This is a genomic window from Burkholderia sp. Bp8991 (genome assembly GCF_003853795.1).
Classification (GTDB): domain Bacteria; phylum Pseudomonadota; class Gammaproteobacteria; order Burkholderiales; family Burkholderiaceae; genus Burkholderia.
Window position 1 is genome coordinate 55,635 of the sequence record NZ_QTQJ01000020.1, and the last position, 19,162, is coordinate 74,796.

A 19,162-nucleotide genomic window follows, 5' to 3' on the forward strand; every position below is an offset into this window, starting at 1 on the left:
GGGCGCGTCACGCGTTCTGGTCGGGGGAAAGGGAGCGAAGGGAGCGGTCGGCCGCGAGGGCCGCCTGCACGGGGGTGATCGACTGCGCGCCGCCGAGCCATTCGGCCGACGCGAGCCGTGCCGCGTAATCGGTCACCGGCGAGTCGATCACGAACGCGTCGACGTCGAGCCGCCGGCTCAGCGCGTCGAGCGCGCGGTGGATGCGCTCGGGCGTATCGGCCAGCACGGTCGGGCGCAACTCGTCGATCCGGTAGTCGGATGCGCCGCTTTGCCGCGCAAATTCGGCCGCGGCCTGCGCGCTCGGCAGGTTGAAGCTCTGGCCGCCGGCGAACTGCAGCTTGAAGATCTTCAGCGGCCCGATCAGTCGCTCGGCCTCCTCGCGGGTCGGCGCGGCGACCGCGTACAGCGCGACGAGCGCTCGCGTGCCGCCTGCGTCGCGGTAGGCGGCGAGCGAGCGTTCGAGGTTCGCGTCGTCGCCGTTGAAGTGCCCCGCGTAGCAGAAGCGCCAGCCGTGTCGGGCGGCGAGCGCACCGCTGTCGGGCGAGCCGCCGAGCAGGATGCGCTCCGGCGCGTGCGGTGGCACCGGCATCGCGACCGCGCCGGCGAGCGGATGATCTTCGGCGACGCCCCAGCCCAGGAACGCATCGAGTTCGGCGAGCTGGCCCGCGAAGCCCGGCTTTTTCGCCTTGTCGTGAAACCACTGCAGCGCGCGTGTGGTCAGCGGCAGCCCGCCGGGCGCCTTGCCGACGCCGAGATCGACGCGGCCCGGCCCGAGCGCGGCGAGCAGCTTGAAGGTTTCGGCGACCTTGAACGGGCTGTAGTGCTGCAGCATCACGCCGCCCGAACCGATGCGAATGCGCGACGTGTGCGCGAGCAGGTGCGCGACGACGATCTCGGGCGCGGAGCTCGCGAAGCCGGGCGCGCCGTGATGCTCGGCGACCCAGAAGCGCTCGTAGCCGAGCTGTTCGGCGCGCTGCGCGAGGGTCGTCGTGAAGCGCAGCGCGTCGGCGGCGGTCGCGCCGTCGGCGATCGGACTCTTGTCCAGCAATGAAAGCGAGTAAGCCATGGTGTTCGGCGTTCCTGCGAAGGCGTGAAGGGGCCGGCGCTCAGCTCTTCGGCAAACCCGGCGGATTCGTGCGCGACTGGTCGATCGCTTCGGACGCGAGGTTCCAGCGGTCGAGGATCTGCTGATAGCGGCCGTTCTTGATCAACCCGTTCAGCGCGACCGTCAGCGGATCGGCGAGCCCGCTGCCGCGGCGCGTCGCGATCGCGATGTCGGCCGTGCGCGGCCAGCCGCCGCTGATCGCGCCGACGAGCCGTGTCTTGCCCTGCTGCGCGCTCTGGTACGCGAGCACCGAGTTCACGCTGAACACGGCATCGGCGCGGCCCGACTGCACGGCGACGATCCGCATCGCCTGGTCGTCGTAGTACTGCACCTGCACCGGTTTCAGGCCGTGCGCGACGTTCTCGCGGTCCCACGCGAGCAGGATCTTTTCCTGGTTGGTGCCGGCGTCGGTCACGATGCGCAGCCCCGCGACGTCCTTCGGCTCGCGGATCGACTGGATCTTGCTGTCGTTGCGCACGTAGAAGCCGACCTGGTCCTTGCGGTAGGTCGAGAAATCGAATTTCTGCTTGCGCTCCTCGGTGACGGTGACGTTCGAGATCACCGCGTCGACCTTCCCCGATTCGAGCGCGAGCGGCCAGTCGGCCCACGCGAGCGGGACGATCTTCAGCTTGCGGCCGAGGCTGTCGGACACCAGCTGGCCGACGTCCGCGTCGAAGCCGACCACCGTGCGCGCGTCGGTCGCATACGTGCTGATCGGCGGCAGGCTCGGCGCGACGCCGATGGTCAGCGTGCCGGCTTCGGCGAACTTGAACGACGCTGGCACCGCGCGCTCGACGGTCGCATCGGCCGTGCCGCGCGGGCGGCCGCGCTGCTCGGGGCTCAGGTCGAAGGTCGCGGCGGCCGCGGCGATCGCGGTCACGCCGACCAGCGCGGCGGCCAGCGTGCGGAGCGCACGCGGCGTGAAGGGTACGGCTCGTTGCATGGATGCGTCCTTGTTGTGTTGTCGTCGGGAGCGAGGGAGCGGAATCGGATGACGCGACGCGTTCAGCGCGGCAGCACCGCTTCGGGCAGTGGCGCCCACAGGTCCGCAAGCGTCGACGTGCGCGACGGATCGGCGAGATCCTTGCCGAAGCGCAGGTGGAAATACGCTTCGGGGTCGATCGACGAGTCGAACAGCCGCGTATAGCCGGTGCGGTCGTACAGCGCCCACGCTTCGGGCTGGCGAAAGCCGGTGGTCAGGTACACGCGCCGATAGCCCTGTTGCGCGGCGCGCAGTTCGAGCGCGTCGACGATCAGGCGCGCGAGCCCCTGGCGGCGCAGGTCCGCGCGGGTCCAGATGCGTTTGAGTTCGGCGGTTTGCGCGTCGTAGCGCTTGAATGCGCCGCCGCCGATCGTCTCGCCGTCGCGCAGCAGCAGCACGAACGCGCCTTCGGGCGGCGCGAACAGCTCGGCCGGGTAGCGCGCGAGTTCGTCGCGTGCGGACGCGCGGCTGTCGGGGCGGTACGCGTCGTAGCGCGTCGCGTATTCGTCGATCAGCGCGTCGATCAACGGCTGGGCGCGGACGTCGAGCGGCGTCGTGTCGATGATGCGGTCGTTCGTGGCCATGGGCATCGCGAAGGGCGCGCGATGCGGACGTTCCTGGCGGGGGCGGGGCACATTGCCCGGCCGGTCTGTTCCGTTATCGCGACGCGGTTGTCGTGATGACGGCGGCCGCGGTGCTTCCTGCGCTGCATCCGGCGTGCCGCCGCCGTTTCGAACACGTTAGCGGCGTGGGCGGCAAAGGCGAACGAAGCAATTTCGATAAGGATTTCGCGGGGGGCGTCAGAAGGCTTGCAGGGGGAGTGGGGTGGGGGAGGCGATCGAGAGTAGTGCAGAGCCGAGCCAGTTGGATGTGTGTGCAATACATATGAATGCCGTGGGTTTGCACGCTGTTATTGCTCGATGTTCTATCGGTATTGCCGATTTGGGGGCGATCAGGTTTGGCGGGAAGCGGCAAAGCAGCCAGAAGGAGTCATACGCCGCCTCGCCGAGCCGGACCTGCGGGCGATCGCTTTGTCTTATGAATCGACAGGAACTTCCGGATTTTCGCTATCGAGACTATGGTTCTCTTCTAGTCCTGTCCCGCTTCGGGCAGCAGGCGACTTGACGGAAACGTAATACGAAGTGCCAGGGTAGAGCGGGCTCGCCCGGATGTTCCGTGTTTCCCCCCTGTCGCATGCATCGGACTAGTCGGCGGATTGCGTACCGCGCTCCTGCCGCCGTGTCGCCAGATCGGGCGCAAGCGCTGCCACGCTTCAACGACGGCCGACGCGTGCGATGCAACATCGGCCCCCGCAACGAACCATTTGAAAGGATCGATCATGCCTGCATTGGTGGAAGCGACCAAGGACGCCATCGAAAGCCTCCTGCCCGAGCTCGAAGCGATCTACAAGGACCTGCACGAGCATCCCGAACTGTCGATGCAGGAAGTGCGTACCGCACGTATTGCAGCCGATTATCTCGAAAATGTCGGCTACGACGTTACGCGGGGTGTCGGCGTGACCGGCGTCGTGGCGGTGTTACGCAACGGCGACGGTCCGACTGTAATGTTGCGCGCCGACATGGATGCGCTTCCGATGGAAGAAGCGACCGGATTGCCATATGCCAGCACGGCGAGGGCGAAGGACGAGGATGGCCTCGAAGTGGGCGTCGCGCACTCGTGCGGCCACGACATGCACGTGGCCTGGCTGATGGGTGTGGCGCACCTGATGGCTGCGCACCGGGACGCCTGGCGCGGAACGCTGATGGCGGTCTTTCAGCCGGGCGAGGAAGTGGCGCGCGGCGCCCGCAGCATGATCGACGACGGCATGGCCGAACGCTTCCCGAAGCCTGACGTGATCCTTGGCCAGCACGTCATGGTTGGCGCGGCGGGCACGGTCGGCTATCGGAGCGGCACGATTCTTTCGGCGGGCGACAGTTTGAAGGTGAGGCTGTTTGGACGCGGTTCGCACGGATCGCAGCCACAAACCTCGATCGATCCGGTCATCATGGCGGCTTCGACGACGCTCCGTCTGCAGACGATCGTATCGCGGGAAATCTCCCCGCGCGATAGTGCGGTGCTGACGATCGGTGCGCTGCAGGCGGGAACGAAAGAGAACATTATCCCCGACGACGCGACGCTCAAGCTCAACATGCGCACATTCGACGAAGACGTGCGCGAATACATGCTGGGTGCGATCCGTCGCATCTGTTGCGCGGAATGCATGGCCTCCAACGCACCACGCGAGCCCGAATTCACGACGCTCTCGAGCTATCCGCTGACGATCAACGACGCGCAGACAAGCGAGCGTGTGCGGGAGGCATTCGAAGCGCACTTTGGCGAGCGCGCCTACGAAACGCCCCCGGCAGCAGCGAGCGAGGACTTCAGCGTATTCGGGCGCGAATGGGGCGTCCCATATGGGTTCTGGTTCATCGGCGGGACCGATCCGGATACATTTGGAAAGGCGTTGGCGGAGAAAAAGCTCAACGAGATTCCCAGCAATCATTCGCCGAAGTTCGCGCCGGTACTCGACCCGACGCTGCGTACGGGGCTGGAAGCGATGCTATGCGCGGCAGGGGCGTGGCTCGACAAGCGAGATGCATCGGCGTGACTTCGCACGCCGGCACGGTGACCATGCGTCGAATCCACGTACAGCAGGAAGTTTGATAGCTTTGAGGCAAGCCCGATTGCCGTCCCGGTCTGCTTGGAAAATCCCGGCTCTTCAGGGCGGGCCGGATCGGTCCGATCGGTGCACTGACGGGCTTCTACGTCTCTGCCTGAGCGGGCGCAGCTCCGCGGTCGCCAGCGCGCAGGCCCGCAACCATCTCGTTCAGCCAGTTCACGACAAGCGCGGTATAGGCACGTTGGCTGGGATCATCCGATAGTCCATGGTCCGCACCGTCGATGATCCGGTACGTGAGCGAATGGGCTTGCAAAAACGCCTGCAGATAGCTGGCGATCACGGTATGCGGCACGATCTCGTCGTGTTCCGATTCGACGAGCAGCACATCGCCTCGAAAGCGGGCCGCCGCACGCAACGCCCGATTTTCCGACGCTGGCACGGTGCGTTTGCGATACGCGACGAGATCATGTTCGACATGCAAGGCGCGCTTCGGCGTGTTCCATCCTTCGTCGAGGTAAAGCGCTGGTACGCGCAGACCCAGCCAGCGCACTGCGCGCAGTTCCGTCAGGATGGCTGCGAGATAGCCTCCGTAGCTGCTGCCGATCACTGCAACCGCATCGCGATCGATCAATGGATGTGCAACGAGCGTATCGTAGGCGGCCAGCAGATCCTGCAGGTTGGTTTCCCGGGTCACGTTTTGTTGTTCGTCCTGCGTACGCCCATGTCCCGTCAGATCGAAGGTCAGGCAAACGCAGCCGAATGCCGATGCCTGCCGGGCGCGCTCGAGATACTGTTCCTGATTGCCGCCCCAGCCGTGCACGAAAAGAATGCCCGGCACCGTTGTCTTCGGAGCGAGCAGGGTCCCGTCCAGGTAACCGTTCTCGACCTTGATCCGCACGCCATAACGCTCCGCTGTCATATGCCGTTGCTCCCTTGCAAGGTATTACGATCCACTGTGTAGTACTTCGTGATGGCTCCCGCTTGCGGATCGACGCCTCGATAGATGACGCAGGCGCCATCAGGCACCTGCACATCGCCTCCGTAAATCTCACGCGTCGACGCACGCACCGCATGCACCCGAGGATCTGCCCTGAACATTCGCAACGCGCCAAGCTCGGCGCCCGTTGCGCCGCCGATCCGCCACGACTGCTCGAGTACCCCGCAACGGCGCACGCCTTGTGCATCGATGCCCCAGGCGACGTCGTAGTTGCGTCTCGATGCAAAAAAACCGGCGTAGTCATTTTGCACGGCGGCATCGAATGCACGCGCCTTGATGATCGCCTCCTGGACATCGCTCATGACATCGAGTTGCATAAGCAGGTCGAAGCCACCATGCACGGCGACCAGGTCGGTGCCGCCATAGACGTGGTGGCCATGGTTATTGACTGTTAGATGCTGCACGCCATAGTAGCTCGCGACCAGATCGTCGAGCGTCACCTGACCGACGCTCAGCGTCTCAATGCTATCCAACTGCCTTTCGACGACGATGCCTTCGGCTCGCAGCGCCGCGTCACCAAGCGCATCGAGTTCTGCTTCCAGTTCGTCCATGTCGGCGACGATTGACTGTCCTGCTCCTCCGACCCCATAAGGGCGCTTGATCCGTACGCCGCCCTCCTGCCAAAGGATGCGCGCCGCGTTGCAGGCATCGACCCGCGAAAACGCCGCGTAGCCCGGCAGCACCAGCGAACCAATGTGCTCGCCGAATACGCGTGACCAGCCCGGCGGCGAGGCCTGCGCGTCATCAGGAAGCGCATGTGCGATCAGCTTCGTCGCGACAAACGCAAACGGCACGACGCCGCCGAACAGATAGCGCTCGGATCGCACGCCAAGCTTGCGCGCTTGCGCCAACGTCAGCGTATCGTCGGGGACCAGATATCGATGCGCGGGGTACGCATGCTTTTCATCGAACTCGCCCGCCAGTTCCGTGCCCTTGAGCTCAGCGATCTGCCGGGCGAGCGCCCAGAGCGTGCCGACGTCGTGGCCGGATTGAACGGATTTGCGTTGCCCACGATAGACGAGGACGACGGGCAGCGCCGGTGTCGCAGGAAATGTACGCATCTTCAAGTTGTCCTCCCCGCGTCGTGGCGCAATGATTGGGGATTCGTTGCTATGCGAGGGCATCATCGGTCGATGCCGATCCTTGCATAGAGCAAGGCTTGTGCCTTTGTCTATCCGACAATCGTTTGTCTGCGCGGGGCGGCGAGTCGAGCGTGCTGTAGCTCTGTCGCTCTACTGGAAAATTGGTCCGATCGGTGGCGGAAGATGAATGTGATTGATCTTCCAAATGGCTACTGTAGAGCCGAGCGACCGCAGTCCGGTCTGGACAACTCCATCGCACCAGGCGTCCAGCCCATCTCGATCGAACGGCCGCTTTGTAGAAAGCCGGCCGTCCGCTTAGGGTCTGTACCGGTCATGACACGCCATCTACGCAGCGACCCTCATCCCATCGAACGACGACGTGCATCTAGTTCGCCCGCCCGTCGAATTGTGTGGCGAACCGTGTCATCGCATCACCGAGACGACTGGCATTTTCGATATCGAGCACCGCTTCGCCGCATGCCGGGCAGAAGTCGCCCGTTATACCTCGAACGACCGTGGACACACGCTGAAACGCATACGGAATATCGCGTGTGTCGCGAATCAGTTCGGCTTCACCGCAGGCGGGACATTTCATGTTCGTGATCTCCTCGACGACTCGATCACGCACATTACCCGATGACTCGCGGCGGCGTCGACGCCTCCGCCAGCTGAAACAGGCAATCGCCGCGCTGCACCTGCGCGGGCACGCGCTTGCACACCACTTCGCCGTCGCCCTTGAAGCGGTGCAGCACCGGTTCGCGCAGCGGCGTATCGGGGAAGTGCACCCACGCGGCCGGCTGGCCGGCCTTCACCTGGTCGCCGAGTTCGACGAGCGGTTCGTACAGCCCGCGTTCGTACGCGTAGACGAAGTGGCGATCGCCGTCGACGCGCAGGAAGCGCGTGACGGTCGGCGGCGCGTCGGGCACGAGCGCGCCGTGCAGCAGGCCGATGTAGCCGAGATAGTGCAGCAGCCCGTGACGGCCGAGCCGGATCAGCGACGGATCGGCCATCCCCGCACCGCCGAGTTCGGTCACGATCGAGATCGCGCCCTGCCGGCGCGCGGCCGAGGCCGAATGCACCGGGTTCGGCGCGTGCAGCAGCGCGTTCGGCAAGCCGAACGCGACGAGCAGCCCGTTGAGCTTCGCCGCTTCGTCGTCGTCGAGCGGGTCGATCGCGAGCATGTTGCCGCCCTGGTACAGCAGCGAGCTGCCGCCCGAATGCAGGTCGACCAGATACTGCGCGCGCGACAGCAGCGCATGCTCGATGTAGTGGGCGATCATCTGCGTCGGCGTGCCGGTCGGGTTGCCGGGAAAGCAGCGGTTCAGGTTGCCTTCGTCGAGCGGCGACACGCGCAGGCCCGCGTCGGCCGCGGGGAAATTGGCCATCGGCAGCAGGATCAGCTGCCCGGTGACGCTCTCCGGGTCGATCTCGCGCATCAGCTGCGAGACGATGATTTGGCCTTCGTATTCGTCACCGTGGTTGCCGGCCATCACGAGCGCGACCGGGCCGTCGCCATTGCGGATCGACGCGATCGGGATCGGCAGCCAGCCATACGCGGAGCGATGCACGGAATGCGGCAGGCGCAGATAGCCCGCATGCTTGCCTTGCGCATCGAGATCGATTTCGCAGTGGATGGGATTTCGGTGTGAGGAGGAGGCGGTCATGGCGACATCGTTCGGAGAACGGGAATCCGCCATCTTATCGGGAAACGACCGCCGCGCGGCGAGCGGTGCGGCCGAGGTCGAGCGCCGTCAGGCGGCCCGCGCGCGAACGCGCGGCAAGCGCAACCAGAGCAGCCGCGCGCGATGTTGCAGCGCTGAAACGCACGCCGGCGTGCGGGCCGGCCGCCTGCACACGCCGTGTGGTGCGCCAGCCCCTTGCCGCGACGGCGGCCGGCGCGCGAGCGCGTCAGCGGCCCGATGTTTCAGCCTCGATACGGCCTTCTTCCCACAGCGTCCAGAAACGGCTGCCGGCGCGATACGGATTCGCGCGCCGCGCCGCATGGTCGGTGACGCCCTGGCGAAACGCGCCGTACAGCGTCAGCGGCGGATTGGCGACGCACGCGGCTTCACGCGCCGCGGGCATGCGGCGCTCGGAAACGAGCCGCCGGATCAGCGAGGCACCGTCGATCACGTCCAGTTGATCGATCGTTTCCGCGCGGCTGAGAACTTCGACGGTATTCATGAGTGGCCTCCCTGACATCCTGTTTCCCGGTCAAGGAGCAATAAGAGTGCCAGCCATCAAATGCCGCGCGCCGTCGCGATCGTGCGGGCTTCTGCAGCGAACGCTACGCGCGGCGCGCGCCGATGTTACGGAACACGTCACGTGACATGGGCGGCCGCGGCGGAACACCTGCGCGCACGCGTCGTACCACGCAAGGCGTTTCCGGAATGAATCGCGGGAAGCGAACGGGCAAGCTGGACAGCGCGGCGGCCGCTGGCGGGAACGAGCGCGCTCAGCTCGCGGTCGCGGGCGTCACGCGGCTGCTTCCGGCCGAATAGAAGCGGTAGATCCCCTTGCCGGCCGACTTCGCGTCGTACAGCGCGCTGTCGGCCTGCCGGATCAGTTCGTCGGGTGAGCCGTGCCCGTCGTCGAGCGCGATGCCGATGCTGATCCCGAAGACGACGGTCTCGCCGATCGACAGCGTGTACGGCGCCGAGATCTGCCGGATGATCCGCGCGGCGAGGACCGAGCACGCCTGCATGGTGGTTGCGTCGAGCGCGACGATGAACTCGTCGCCGCCGACCCGCGCCGCCAGTTCGCCGGGCGGCAGCGTCTTGCCGAGCCGCTCGGCGACCTGCATGAGCACTTCGTCACCGGCCTGGTGGCCGAAGCGGTCGTTGATCGCCTTGAAGCCGTCGAGGTCGAGATACATGACGGCGAGCGCGGGGCTCGGCACGTGCGGCAGGTGCGGCCGGTGCGCGAGCATCCGTTTGAGTTGCGCATGCAACTCGTGGCGGTTCGGCAATCCCGTCAGCGCGTCGTGCCGCGCGAGGTGCCGGATATGCTGCTCGGTCTGGCGGCGCGCGGTGACGTCCTCGACGATGATCACCGCGTTGCCGTCCGGCACGCGGTGGCGCGTGAGTTCGAGCTGGCGGCCGTCGGCGAGCGCGATGTCGAGCGGCTCCGGTTCGTCATGGTTCAGCCAGAGGTCGCATTGCACGGCGAGACTGGCACCGTCGGGATCGGTGAGCGCGTTCGCGCCGAGCGCCGCGACGACGTCGGGCAGCGGCGTGTCCAGCATGATCTCGCGCGGCGAGCCGAACAGCTGCGCGGTGCGGCGGTTCGCGACGATCACGCGGCTTTCGCCGTCGATCATGCACAGGCCGTGCGGCATGTAGGTGAGGGCGGCGTCGAAGCGCGCGACGAGCTCGGCGTTGCGCTGGCGTGCGGCGATCAGCGCGACCAGCACGCGGTAATGGCGTTCGACGACCGTACGCATGGCCGCGAGATAGATCACGAGTGGCGGCAGCAGCAGCCATGCGCCGGGCCGCTGGACCAGCAGCGCGCCGACGCCGATCGGCACGACGCCGAGCGTGACCTGCGTCATCGCGAGCCGCGGCAGCGCCGAATTGCGCGACGCGATCCCGCCGAACACGCCGCCCGCGACCATCACGGCCAGCGTGCCGAGCTCGACGTCGGGCGCATCCACGCAGCCCATCACGCCGAGGCCGAGCACGCAGCACGCGGCGAGCGACACGGGCGCATAGCGCCGGGCCCAGTATTCGGCGCGATCGTCGCCGGCGGCACGACGTACCGCATACGCACGTGCGATCGCGAGCCGCGCGGCGAGCAGGCCGACGTCGACGACGAGCCACACGAAACACCAGAGTTGTTGCAGCCGGATCAGCGCGATCGCCGCGACGAACGCGCTGGCGAAGCCGGACAGCGCCATCGGACGCACGTCCTCGAACAGCGTGACGAGCATCGACGGGCGCAGCGTGGCCGTCACGTAGTGATCGCCGCAGGGGGGCGTGGCGAGAACGGCGTTCAGGAGGCGTGCCTTGACTGCCATGGCTATTTTGACCTCGACACGATGCGGTGCACCGCCGGCCGCCCCGCCCGGCACGGGATGGCCGGCGAACCGGATGCGCACGACATTAACATGAAACATCGGCCGCGCGTGCCGTGCGGGGACGTCGGCGCGTCGTCGTCAACCTCGTTCGCGCGCATCTTGCGGATCGCCGATGCGCAGGCAGGATCGTTGCCGACGGAACGATCTCGGGCAGCCGCGCGCGGACCGGTTTCAGCCCGCGCCGCACGCGGGCCGCCGATGGCGCACGATCGGCCGGCAGCCACCGATGCGGCCGGCGCGACACCGCGCAGTCGCACGCGTGTGCCGCCCGCGACCGCGCGCCGCAGCTCGTCCGAATCCCGTTATAAGAAATCCAATAAGCAATTCATGCGAGAAATACTATAGGCGATATATCAAAAACAATGCCAGAATGCGCGCCGCTCCGAACGCCGCGACACCCGATCGCCGTCCGAGCCGCATCAGGAGGTTCCCCCCAATGAAAAACCACGGCCTGTCACGGCGGGGTTTTCTGAAAGCCAGCGTGCTGGCGGGCGTCGCGGTCTACGTCGCGCCCATCGGCAGCCGCGCGTTCGCGGCGCTCTTCGAAGAAAAACTCCTCACTCCCGTCAAATGGGATAGCGTCACCGGCATCCCCCAATTCCGCATCGACGGCATCGCGAAGGTCACGGGCTCGAAAGTGTTCGCCCGCGACGTGCGCGCGGCCGACATGCCGCACTGGCCGCAGCAGCAGTCGCACGCGCTGATCCTGCGCGTCACGCAGGCCGACCGCACCTACGAGGGCTTCGACCTGTCGCTGCTCGGCGACGAGCTGAAGCCGGACCGCGTGGTCACGGCCGACGATCTCGCGCGCGACGGCGTCGCGTTCCCGACGTTCTACGGCGACGACATGCTGTTGCCCGCCGGCAAGACGCCCGCGTATCTCGGTCATGCGGTCGCGATCCTCATTTACCACGACTTCGCGCGCTTCCGCTTCGCGAAGAACGCGCTCAAGTTCCGCGACGACGTGATCCGCTACGGCGCGGTCACGGGCCCGCTCGAGCGCGATCCGTGGGGTACCTTCCGCTACGTGCGGGTGGGCGGCAAGACGGCCTACGACGACGATGTCTATTCGAGCCTGAAGGATGCGCCGATCTTCCCGAGCATGATGCGCAAGCACCTGCCGGTCTGGCCGGACGGCAAGGAGCACGGCAAGCTCGACGAGCAGGGGATGTTTCTCGCCGGCCAGATCGCCGCGGAACTCGACCATCCGTCGGCCGACTGGCTCGTGTTCGACCGCGAGTACAACACGCAGTCGGTCGACACCGCCGCGCTCGAACCCGACAACGCGAACTGCTGGTACGACGCCGCGACGCAGTCGCTGCACCTCGTCGTGCCGACCCAGTCGCCGCTCGAAGTGTCGGAAAACGCGGCCGCGATGGTCGCGAAATGCCGCTTCCCGGTGAAGAAGCTGTTCGTGCATCCGTGCTACACGGTCGGCTACGGCTCGAAGGATCACTTCAACGTGCCGTTCTACGGGCTCGTCTGCGCGCTGTACGCGGACGGCCGCCCCGTGCGGTTCGCGAACGACCGCTACGAGCAGTTCCAGACGTCGCTGAAGCGTCACGCGTTCAGGATGCGTTACCGGATCGCGGTCGACCGCAACACGGGCCTGCTGCAATCGTTCAAGGGCGACTTCGAGGCGAACGGCGGCGGGCGCTCGAATTTCTCGCCGTCGGTGGCGATGGTCGGCGCGACGGCCGCGCAATCGATCTACTACTTCCCGAAGAGCGACCTCGCGGCGGTCGCGATCGCGTCGCGCGCGATCGATGCCGGCTCCGCCCGCGGCTACGGCACGCTGCAGAGCATGGCCGCGACCGAGATGGCCGTCGACGAGATCGCCGCGCAACTGAACCTCGACCCGATCGAATTCCGCCTGCGCAACGCGCTGCGTTCGGGGATGAAGAACACCCAGGGCGCGATTCCCGCCGGCGCGCTGCGCGTCGACGAAGTGCTGGAGCGCGCGAGGCAGCATCCGCTGTGGACGCGTCGCGCGGCGCGCAAGGCCGAATTCGAGGCCGCGAACCCGGGCAAGCGCTACGGTGTCGGCTTCGCGTGCGTGCAGAAGGACTTCGGCACGGGTGCCGAGGCATCGTTCGCGAAGGTCGAATTCGACGAGAACGGCAAGGTGTCGCTGCAACACACGGCGGCCGAGATCGGCACCGGGATGTCGACGTCGCAGGCCGTCGCGGTCGCGAAGTGGCTCGGCCGCCCGGCGACCGAGGTGCGCGTCGCGGTGACCGAATGGCCCGACCTGCCGGTCGAGACGAGCGGCGATCCGTACCTGATGTCGCAGGCCGACCAGGATCGGCTGAGCGCGAATCCGCGCTGGTCGCCGGGCTATGCGTCGCCGTCGAGCGCGACCAACTCCGCGTACTACTTCACGCACAGCACGCGCGAAGCCGCGCGCGCGGTGTTCCGCTACGGGCTGTGGCCGGCCGCGATGTCGATCTGGACGCGCGGCCTCGGCGGCGGCCAGGCCGCGCCGTACACGATCCGCATCGAGGACGCGCGCTGGGTCGACGGCAAGCTGAGCGCCGACGGCCTCGAGCCGCTGACGTTCGAGCAGCTCGCGAAGCAGGCGCATGCGCTCGGCCTGCCGACCGGCGCCGTCGTGCACGTGTTCAACCGCTGGCAATGGACCGACGCCGAGTTCGACGTGGGCGGCGCGGTCGAGCGTCTGCCGATCGACGGGCTGTCGCTGCGTGTCGGCGCGCCGAAGACGGGCGCCGACGGCCCGCTGCCAGGCACCGTCGCGCCGGCCGGCGCGACCGCGCTGCACGGCACGCTGGCGCCGACCGCGAACGGCTATCGCGTGCTGGACCGCAAGCGCGTGTTCATCCCGCCGACGAGCCGCAACAACGCGGCCGTCACGTACTACACGGCGGTCGGCACGATCGTCGAGCTGGCCGTGCACGAAGCGACCGGCAAGGTCGAGCTGCTCACGCATCACTCGATCATGGAGTGCGGCAACCAGATCTCGCCGCAGCTCGTGTCGGGCCAGCTGCAGGGCGGCCTCGCGATGGGTATCGGCCATGCGCTGCACGAGTACCTGCCGCTCTACGAAGACGGCCCGGGCAACGGCACGTGGAACTTCAACCGTTATCAGCTGCCGCGCGCGACCGACGTCGCCGTGTGGTCGCAGACGGGCGACATCCTGCCGCCGCTGTCCGAGACCGATCCGCCGAAGGGTGTCGCCGAAGTGGTGATGATCCCCGTCGTCGGCGCGATCGTGAACGGCATCGCGCACGCGATCGGCCATCGTTTCACCGACTTGCCGGTGACCCCGCAAAAGATTCAGGAGGTGCTCGCATGACGACCGCCCAAACCGCCGCGTCGGCCGCGAGCGCCGGCGCGGCCGCGACCGCCGCGTCCGTGCCGAACGCGGCTTCGGCCGCGCCGGCATCCGCATCCGCTGCCGCTCCGGCCGCCGTCGAGCGTCCGCTCGTGCGCTTTCAGCTGAAGCCGCTGTCATTGAAGATCAACGGCAAGTCCGTCGGCCCGATGCAGGTGCCCGAGGGGCTGATGATGATCGAGTTCCTGCACGAGTACGCGGGCCTCACCGGTTCGCGGCTCGGCTGCGGGCAGGGCATCTGCCACGCATGCGTCGTGATCGTCGACAAGCCGGACGGCACCAGCGAGGAAATGCGCACCTGCATCACCGGCGCGCACTTCTTCCACGGCCGTTCGATCCGCACGATCGAAGGCCACGCGAAGCGCAACGAAGCCGGCGAAGTGGTGGAACTGTCGCCGATCCAGCAGAAGTTCCTCGAGCACTTCAGCTTCCAGTGCGGCTACTGCACGCCGGGTTTCGTCAACGCGGCGACGGTGCTGATCGAGCGGCTGGCGCGCGAGCCGGTCGCGAAGGCCGACGTCGAACGCACGATCACCGACGCGCTGAACGCGCACCTCTGCCGCTGCACGGGTTACGTCCGCTACTACCAGGCCGTGAAGGACGTGATCCTGACGACGCCGGGACTCGTGAAGGACGCCGCATGAAACGCACATTCGCCCATCGTGCCGCGCGGGCCGCGGGCCTGCCCGCGCTCGCGGCCGCCTGCGCGCTGCTGCTCGCCGCCTGCGGCGGCCAAGACGCGCCTGCCTCGAACGCGGCTTCCGGCGCGCCCGGCGCCGACCCGGTCGCGCGTGGCCGCTATCTCGTCAAGGCCGCCGACTGCGCGGCGTGCCACACCGCGAAGGACGGCGCGCCGTTCGCCGGCGGGGCGCCGCTCGAATCGCCGTTCGGCACGTTCTACGGTTCGAACATCACGCCCGACAAGGATCACGGGATCGGCAGCTGGAGCGCGGACGACTTCTATGCCGCGCTGCACGACGGCAAGTCTCCGGCCAAGCGGCTGTATCCGTCGATGCCGTACACGTCGTACCGGCAGCTCACGCGCGCCGACAGCGACGCGATGTACGCGTACCTGAGGACCGTGAAGCCGGTCGCGCAGGAGAACCGCGCGCACGCACTCAAGTTCCCGTACAACCTGCGCTTCGGCATGGTGTTCTGGGACATGGTGTTCCTGAAGGACAGCCTGCCCGACGCGTCGCGCGGCCAGTCCGCCGACTGGCAGCGCGGCCGCTACCTCGCGGGCGCGCTCGGCCACTGCGCGGAATGCCACACGCCGCGTGCGTTCACGGGCCAGCTCGACGGCGCGAAGCCGTTCGCGGGCGCGGCGCTCGGCCGCGTGGCCGCACCGGACATCACGCCGGCCGGCCTCGCCGCGCGCGGCTGGACGGGCACCGACCTGCAGACGTTCTTCGGCGTCGGCATCGCGCCGCAAGGCTCGGCGTTCGGCGAAATGTATCCGGTCGTGCACCTGAGCACGCAGTACCTGGCGAAGGACGACCTGCGCGCGCTGTCCGTGTACCTGCTCGGCGATACGCCGCCGGCACCGCAGCCGGTGAAGCCGGTGTCGGCCGACGCCGCGCAGCTCGCGGCCGGCCGCTCGGTGTATCTCGCGGTGTGCGCGGGCTGCCACGGCTTCAACGGCGAAGGCAAGCCGCACGTGGCGGTGCCGATGAACGGCAATTCGACGCTGCGTCAGGGCGACGCGCGCAACCTGCTGGTCGCGATGCTCGACGGCGTCGACGAGCAGAAGTTTGCCGGCTACGAAAACCTGCAGCCGATGCCGGGTTTCTCGCACACGCTGAGCGACGACGAACTCGCGCAGCTCGCGAACTACCTGCGTGCGACGTGGGGTGGACAGCCCGCGAGCGTCACGCCGGCCGACGTGAAGGCCATGCGTTGAGCCGTCGAGCGGCAGGGCGGGGCGTCGCGCGCAACGCAGCCGGTTCCCGGCTGTGTTCCCGCGCGATGCCTCGCCCGATTCCGGGAGGCGGTGTTTCAGTAGCCTCCGCCGCCTCCGCCGCCACTACCCCCTCCGTTGCCGCCCGCGCCGCCGTAGCGGCTCATGCCGGATCCTTGCGACATCCCGCTGCCCGACGACGTACATCCCGCCGACAGCACCAGCACCAGCGCCGCGACGAGCGCCGCGGCCAATCTTGCCGATTTCATTTCACTCTCCTTGGACCGCGCAGGCCGCGCGGCAGGGCGGTTCGCGTGAACCGGCGACCGCGCGATGACGAAACGTCTCCGTCAGGCGGTTTATTCCATGTTTTTTGGGTATCGGTGCGTCGCGGCATATAGCGACACGAATCGGCGCGCGGGGCGCACGCGCGTCGGGCGGCGCCGTGCTCGCGCAGTGGCGCACGCGCTCACACGAGCACGAGCACGCAGCCGGGGCGCCCCGGCGATTCGTCGCATGACAGGTAACGGGAGGACGGGGCCGGAATGTCGCCGTCGCGGCGGCATCCGGTCAACGATAGACGAGATCGGCGCGGCGGTTCTGCGCCCACGAATCTTCGTCGTGGCCGAGCGCGACCGGCTTTTCCTTGCCGAGGCTGACCGCTTCGAGTTGCGTGGCCTGCACGCCCAGCGTTTCGAGCGCGCCCATCACGGCTTGCGACCGGCGTTGGCCGAGCGCGAGGTTGTATTCGGACGTCCCGCGTTCGTCGGTGTTGCCCTGGATCAGCACGCGGCGCGACGGATGGCTGCGCAGGTAGTCGGCGTGCGCCTGCAGCAGCGTCTGGTATTCCGGCTTCACGGAGTACTGGTCGAAATCGAAGTAGACGCTGCGCTTCGCGAGCGGGCTGTTTGGGTTGTCGAGATCGTCGGCCGCCACCGTGGCGACCGCTTCGCTCGATGGCGCCGGCGCCATCTCGGCATTCTCGGGCGTTTTCGCCGCGTGGTGGCAACCCGCCAGCAGCGCGAACGCCGCAATGACCGCGAATCGGTTCGTTTTGCTCATCGTGCGTCTCCTGCGGTTGACTGCATGGAAAGCGTGGTGGGGCGATCTGCCGCGTCACGCATGCGGCGAGACGACATGAAAGCGCCGGCTTCCGTGCGCGATGCGCTTTCGTAAGCCGGCGACGTGCCAGATGAAAGATTGTCTCGGCCGGACGCCGACGCACGGCGCCGCTGCAACAAGATTAGGAAAAATGTCACAGCGTGACCAGTTTCTTCGTCTTTTTCGCGCGGAAACGACGCAGGACGCATTCTTGCTTGCGCGAACGCGCGCAGCATGCGCCGCGCATGCGTGATGCGCCTTTCCGGTGCGGGCGTGTCGCGCGTCGCCGGCGCACTCAGAACTTGTGCCGCAGCCCGAGCGCGACCACGACCTGGTTGCTGTTGGCCGAAGGCGTCATGGTCCAGACGGTCGCGTTGAACGCGGGGTTGCCGTTGCCGCCGCTCACGCTTTGATAGACGGCTTCGAGATACGCGTCCGTGCGTTTCGAGAACGCGTAGTCCGCCTGCGTGACCACCTGGTTCCATTTCGGGCGCGTCTGGCCCGTGCGCGTGTCGAAACGGCCCATCGTGTACGTGTACGCGGCGGCCACGCTGAACGCCGGCGTGACGAAGTAGCGGCCGTCGACCGTGAAGTTGTCGAACACGAGCGATTCACCCTTCAGCGGGGTGATGCCGCTGCCCTGGAGCACGCCGCTCACGCCGTCGGTGGCCGAATGCGACCATGAGGCACCGACCGAATGCGGGCCGAACGCATAGCGGCCGGCCAGGGCCCAGATCTGCTGGTTGCCGCCCGTGATCGTCGCGGAGCCGTCGAGCGTGCTCAGTGCGCCGTCCGGATTCGGCGCGTTGCGGTCGCGGCTGATCTTCAGGTAACCGGCGCCGAGCTTCAGCGGCCCGTTCGCATACCCGAGCCCCGCGCTCCATACGGCGTTGTTCGAGAACGCGCCGGCAGTGTTCGAGAATCCGAACATCGCGCCGAGCGTCAGCCCGCGATACGTCGGGCTCGTGTACTTCACCGCATGGTTGATGCGCAGGTTGCGGTTCGAGTCGTCGTTGTCGTACGGATGCACCGCGAGGTTGCCGCCCCAGCCGGGGCCCGACGCGCCGAGCGGCGTCACGAAATCGAGGATCAGGTCGTACTGGCGACCGAACGTGAGCGTGCCGGCCGTCCGCGAGCTCAGGCCGAGCCACGCCTGACGGCCGAACAGGTCGACGCCTTTCTGCGACAGCTTGCCGGTCGTGCCCGAGAAGCCGTTCTCGAGCGTGAAGACCGCTGCCGTCCCGCCGCCGAGATCCTCGCGACCGCGCAACCCCCAGCGCGACGCGTTCAACGCACCGCTCGTCATTGCGACGCTGCCGCTGCCCGGCGAACCGGCGCCTTGCGTACGCTGGTTGGTCGAATAGGTGATCGACGTATCGATCAGGCCGTACAGCGTCACGCTGCTCTGTGCTCGCGCGACGCAGGGAATCAGGAAGCCGGCCGCACAGGCGGCAATCACGCTCAGCGGGAGCGCACCGGTACGACGGCCGCGGCGGGCGGCAAGCGGCGCGGCGACGCGTGCGCCGGCGGGCTTGGTTGTTTTATAGGAATGCATATGACTTTTTTCGCTGGTCTCCGGCCCGATCGCCGGTGGGTCGTATCGGCGCGCGGGCCGACGGATCGAGTGGGCATTATTGGAGAACGTGCGACCGGCGATTAAGGCGCTGCACAGGAAAGGTCCTCTGCGGGATCGCGTGGAATCGCGGCGTTTCGACGCGGGGTGTTTCGGTCGAATCTGCGCGAAATACGGCCGTCTCGCGTGCGGAACGATTCGGCAGCGCCGGGGCGGTTCAGCGTGAGCGTCGGCGCGTTCAGGAGCAGGCGGCGGAGGGCGGCGGGGTGGTGACGCGTCGCGAAAGGTCGTGTGTCGCCGGTCGGCGGCAGCGTGTATTTCTGACCCGATGCGCGGCAACCAGCAAAATTTTCCGCGCCGAAGCGCCAAGGACCGAAT

General features: G+C 67.3%; 16 protein-coding genes. 4 read left to right on the top strand and 12 right to left on the bottom strand.

Translation table 11 applies throughout. The features are described 5' to 3' along the window. Positions 1-7: 7 nt before the first annotated feature. The 3 genes from DIE02_RS22430 to DIE02_RS22440 all read right to left on the bottom strand — a co-directional run bounded on the left by DIE02_RS22430 (position 8) and on the right by DIE02_RS22440 (position 2,671). Positions 8-1,066: an LLM class flavin-dependent oxidoreductase gene (locus tag DIE02_RS22430; RefSeq protein ID WP_124484742.1), complete on the bottom strand. Its 1,059-nt coding sequence runs from the start codon at positions 1,064-1,066 to the stop codon at positions 8-10. 40 nt (positions 1,067-1,106) lie between these two features. After that, positions 1,107-2,048 (bottom strand): ABC transporter substrate-binding protein, encoded by a 942-nt coding sequence (locus DIE02_RS22435; RefSeq protein ID WP_124484743.1) that lies wholly within the window; start codon positions 2,046-2,048, stop codon positions 1,107-1,109. A gap of 62 nt (positions 2,049-2,110) precedes the next feature. Next, entirely contained in the window at positions 2,111-2,671 is a 561-nt protein-coding gene (locus DIE02_RS22440; protein ID WP_124484744.1) for a GNAT family N-acetyltransferase, read from the bottom strand. A gap of 755 nt (positions 2,672-3,426) precedes the next feature. Here DIE02_RS22440 and DIE02_RS22445 point away from each other — a divergent pair. Then, positions 3,427-4,695: a M20 family metallopeptidase gene (locus DIE02_RS22445; RefSeq protein WP_124484745.1), complete on the top strand. Its 1,269-nt coding sequence runs from the start codon at positions 3,427-3,429 to the stop codon at positions 4,693-4,695. A 154-nt stretch (positions 4,696-4,849) separates the two neighbouring features. Here DIE02_RS22445 and DIE02_RS22450 read toward each other — a convergent pair whose 3' ends face one another. The 6 genes from DIE02_RS22450 to DIE02_RS22480 form a co-directional block, all read right to left on the bottom strand. Next, positions 4,850-5,626, bottom strand: coding sequence for a S9 family peptidase (locus DIE02_RS22450; protein ID WP_124484746.1), 777 nt, complete (start codon positions 5,624-5,626; stop codon positions 4,850-4,852). Continuing rightward, positions 5,623-6,765: a DUF3182 family protein gene (locus DIE02_RS22455; protein ID WP_260427227.1), complete on the bottom strand. Its 1,143-nt coding sequence runs from the start codon at positions 6,763-6,765 to the stop codon at positions 5,623-5,625. The genes DIE02_RS22450 and DIE02_RS22455 overlap by 4 nt, the downstream gene beginning before the upstream one ends. A gap of 406 nt (positions 6,766-7,171) precedes the next feature. Beyond that, entirely contained in the window at positions 7,172-7,381 is a 210-nt protein-coding gene (locus DIE02_RS22465; RefSeq protein ID WP_124484748.1) for a type II toxin-antitoxin system MqsA family antitoxin, read from the bottom strand. A gap of 34 nt (positions 7,382-7,415) precedes the next feature. Beyond that, positions 7,416-8,450 carry a succinylglutamate desuccinylase/aspartoacylase family protein gene (locus DIE02_RS22470; protein ID WP_124484749.1) on the bottom strand — a complete coding sequence of 345 codons (1,035 nt, stop codon included), beginning with the start codon at positions 8,448-8,450 and terminating at the stop codon, positions 7,416-7,418. A 244-nt stretch (positions 8,451-8,694) separates the two neighbouring features. Then, positions 8,695-8,970: a hypothetical protein gene (locus tag DIE02_RS22475; RefSeq protein ID WP_044844576.1), complete on the bottom strand. Its 276-nt coding sequence runs from the start codon at positions 8,968-8,970 to the stop codon at positions 8,695-8,697. A 271-nt stretch (positions 8,971-9,241) separates the two neighbouring features. Continuing rightward, positions 9,242-10,801, bottom strand: a complete 1,560-nt coding sequence (locus DIE02_RS22480) for a sensor domain-containing diguanylate cyclase (RefSeq protein WP_124484750.1) — start codon at positions 10,799-10,801, stop codon at positions 9,242-9,244. A 496-nt stretch (positions 10,802-11,297) separates the two neighbouring features. Between DIE02_RS22480 and DIE02_RS22485 the strand changes: the two genes are divergently transcribed. Genes DIE02_RS22485 through DIE02_RS22495 form a run of 3 tightly spaced genes read left to right on the top strand, consistent with a single transcriptional unit; the run spans position 11,298 to position 16,113 of the window. Beyond that, positions 11,298-14,174, top strand: a complete 2,877-nt coding sequence (locus DIE02_RS22485) for a xanthine dehydrogenase family protein molybdopterin-binding subunit (protein ID WP_124484751.1) — start codon at positions 11,298-11,300, stop codon at positions 14,172-14,174. Continuing rightward, positions 14,171-14,857 carry a (2Fe-2S)-binding protein gene (locus DIE02_RS22490; protein ID WP_124484752.1) on the top strand — a complete coding sequence of 229 codons (687 nt, stop codon included), beginning with the start codon at positions 14,171-14,173 and terminating at the stop codon, positions 14,855-14,857. Before DIE02_RS22485 ends, DIE02_RS22490 begins: the two co-directional genes overlap by 4 nt. Next, positions 14,854-16,113 (top strand): cytochrome c, encoded by a 1,260-nt coding sequence (locus tag DIE02_RS22495; protein ID WP_124484753.1) that lies wholly within the window; start codon positions 14,854-14,856, stop codon positions 16,111-16,113. The genes DIE02_RS22490 and DIE02_RS22495 overlap by 4 nt, the downstream gene beginning before the upstream one ends. 95 nt (positions 16,114-16,208) lie before the next feature. On the opposite strand, the gene DIE02_RS35605 is transcribed toward DIE02_RS22495, so the two are convergent. From DIE02_RS35605 to DIE02_RS22505, 3 genes are all read right to left on the bottom strand, one after another. Continuing rightward, complete coding sequence (locus DIE02_RS35605) at positions 16,209-16,379, bottom strand: hypothetical protein (protein WP_185702646.1); 171 nt, start codon at positions 16,377-16,379, stop codon at positions 16,209-16,211. A 301-nt stretch (positions 16,380-16,680) separates the two neighbouring features. Beyond that, a complete protein-coding gene (gene pal / locus DIE02_RS22500; RefSeq protein ID WP_124484754.1) occupies positions 16,681-17,172 on the bottom strand; it encodes a peptidoglycan-associated lipoprotein Pal in 492 nt (163 codons plus the stop codon). 334 nt (positions 17,173-17,506) lie between these two features. Then, entirely contained in the window at positions 17,507-18,766 is a 1,260-nt protein-coding gene (locus DIE02_RS22505) for a porin (RefSeq protein ID WP_124484755.1), read from the bottom strand. Positions 18,767-19,162: the final 396 nt, after the last annotated feature.

Coding starts and splice junctions, on each gene's coding strand:
- DIE02_RS22430 (WP_124484742.1), bottom strand. CDS start 1,066: ATGGCTTACTCGCTTTCATTGCTGGACAAGAGTCCGATCGCCGACGGC.
- DIE02_RS22435 (WP_124484743.1), bottom strand. CDS start 2,048: ATGCAACGAGCCGTACCCTTCACGCCGCGTGCGCTCCGCACGCTGGCC.
- DIE02_RS22440 (WP_124484744.1), bottom strand. CDS start 2,671: ATGGCCACGAACGACCGCATCATCGACACGACGCCGCTCGACGTCCGC.
- DIE02_RS22445 (WP_124484745.1), top strand. CDS start 3,427: ATGCCTGCATTGGTGGAAGCGACCAAGGACGCCATCGAAAGCCTCCTG.
- DIE02_RS22450 (WP_124484746.1), bottom strand. CDS start 5,626: ATGACAGCGGAGCGTTATGGCGTGCGGATCAAGGTCGAGAACGGTTAC.
- DIE02_RS22455 (WP_260427227.1), bottom strand. CDS start 6,765: ATGCGTACATTTCCTGCGACACCGGCGCTGCCCGTCGTCCTCGTCTAT.
- DIE02_RS22465 (WP_124484748.1), bottom strand. CDS start 7,381: ATGAAATGTCCCGCCTGCGGTGAAGCCGAACTGATTCGCGACACACGC.
- DIE02_RS22470 (WP_124484749.1), bottom strand. CDS start 8,450: ATGACCGCCTCCTCCTCACACCGAAATCCCATCCACTGCGAAATCGAT.
- DIE02_RS22475 (WP_044844576.1), bottom strand. CDS start 8,970: ATGAATACCGTCGAAGTTCTCAGCCGCGCGGAAACGATCGATCAACTG.
- DIE02_RS22480 (WP_124484750.1), bottom strand. CDS start 10,801: ATGGCAGTCAAGGCACGCCTCCTGAACGCCGTTCTCGCCACGCCCCCC.
- DIE02_RS22485 (WP_124484751.1), top strand. CDS start 11,298: ATGAAAAACCACGGCCTGTCACGGCGGGGTTTTCTGAAAGCCAGCGTG.
- DIE02_RS22490 (WP_124484752.1), top strand. CDS start 14,171: ATGACGACCGCCCAAACCGCCGCGTCGGCCGCGAGCGCCGGCGCGGCC.
- DIE02_RS22495 (WP_124484753.1), top strand. CDS start 14,854: ATGAAACGCACATTCGCCCATCGTGCCGCGCGGGCCGCGGGCCTGCCC.
- DIE02_RS35605 (WP_185702646.1), bottom strand. CDS start 16,379: ATGAAATCGGCAAGATTGGCCGCGGCGCTCGTCGCGGCGCTGGTGCTG.
- pal (WP_124484754.1), bottom strand. CDS start 17,172: ATGAGCAAAACGAACCGATTCGCGGTCATTGCGGCGTTCGCGCTGCTG.
- DIE02_RS22505 (WP_124484755.1), bottom strand. CDS start 18,766: ATGCATTCCTATAAAACAACCAAGCCCGCCGGCGCACGCGTCGCCGCG.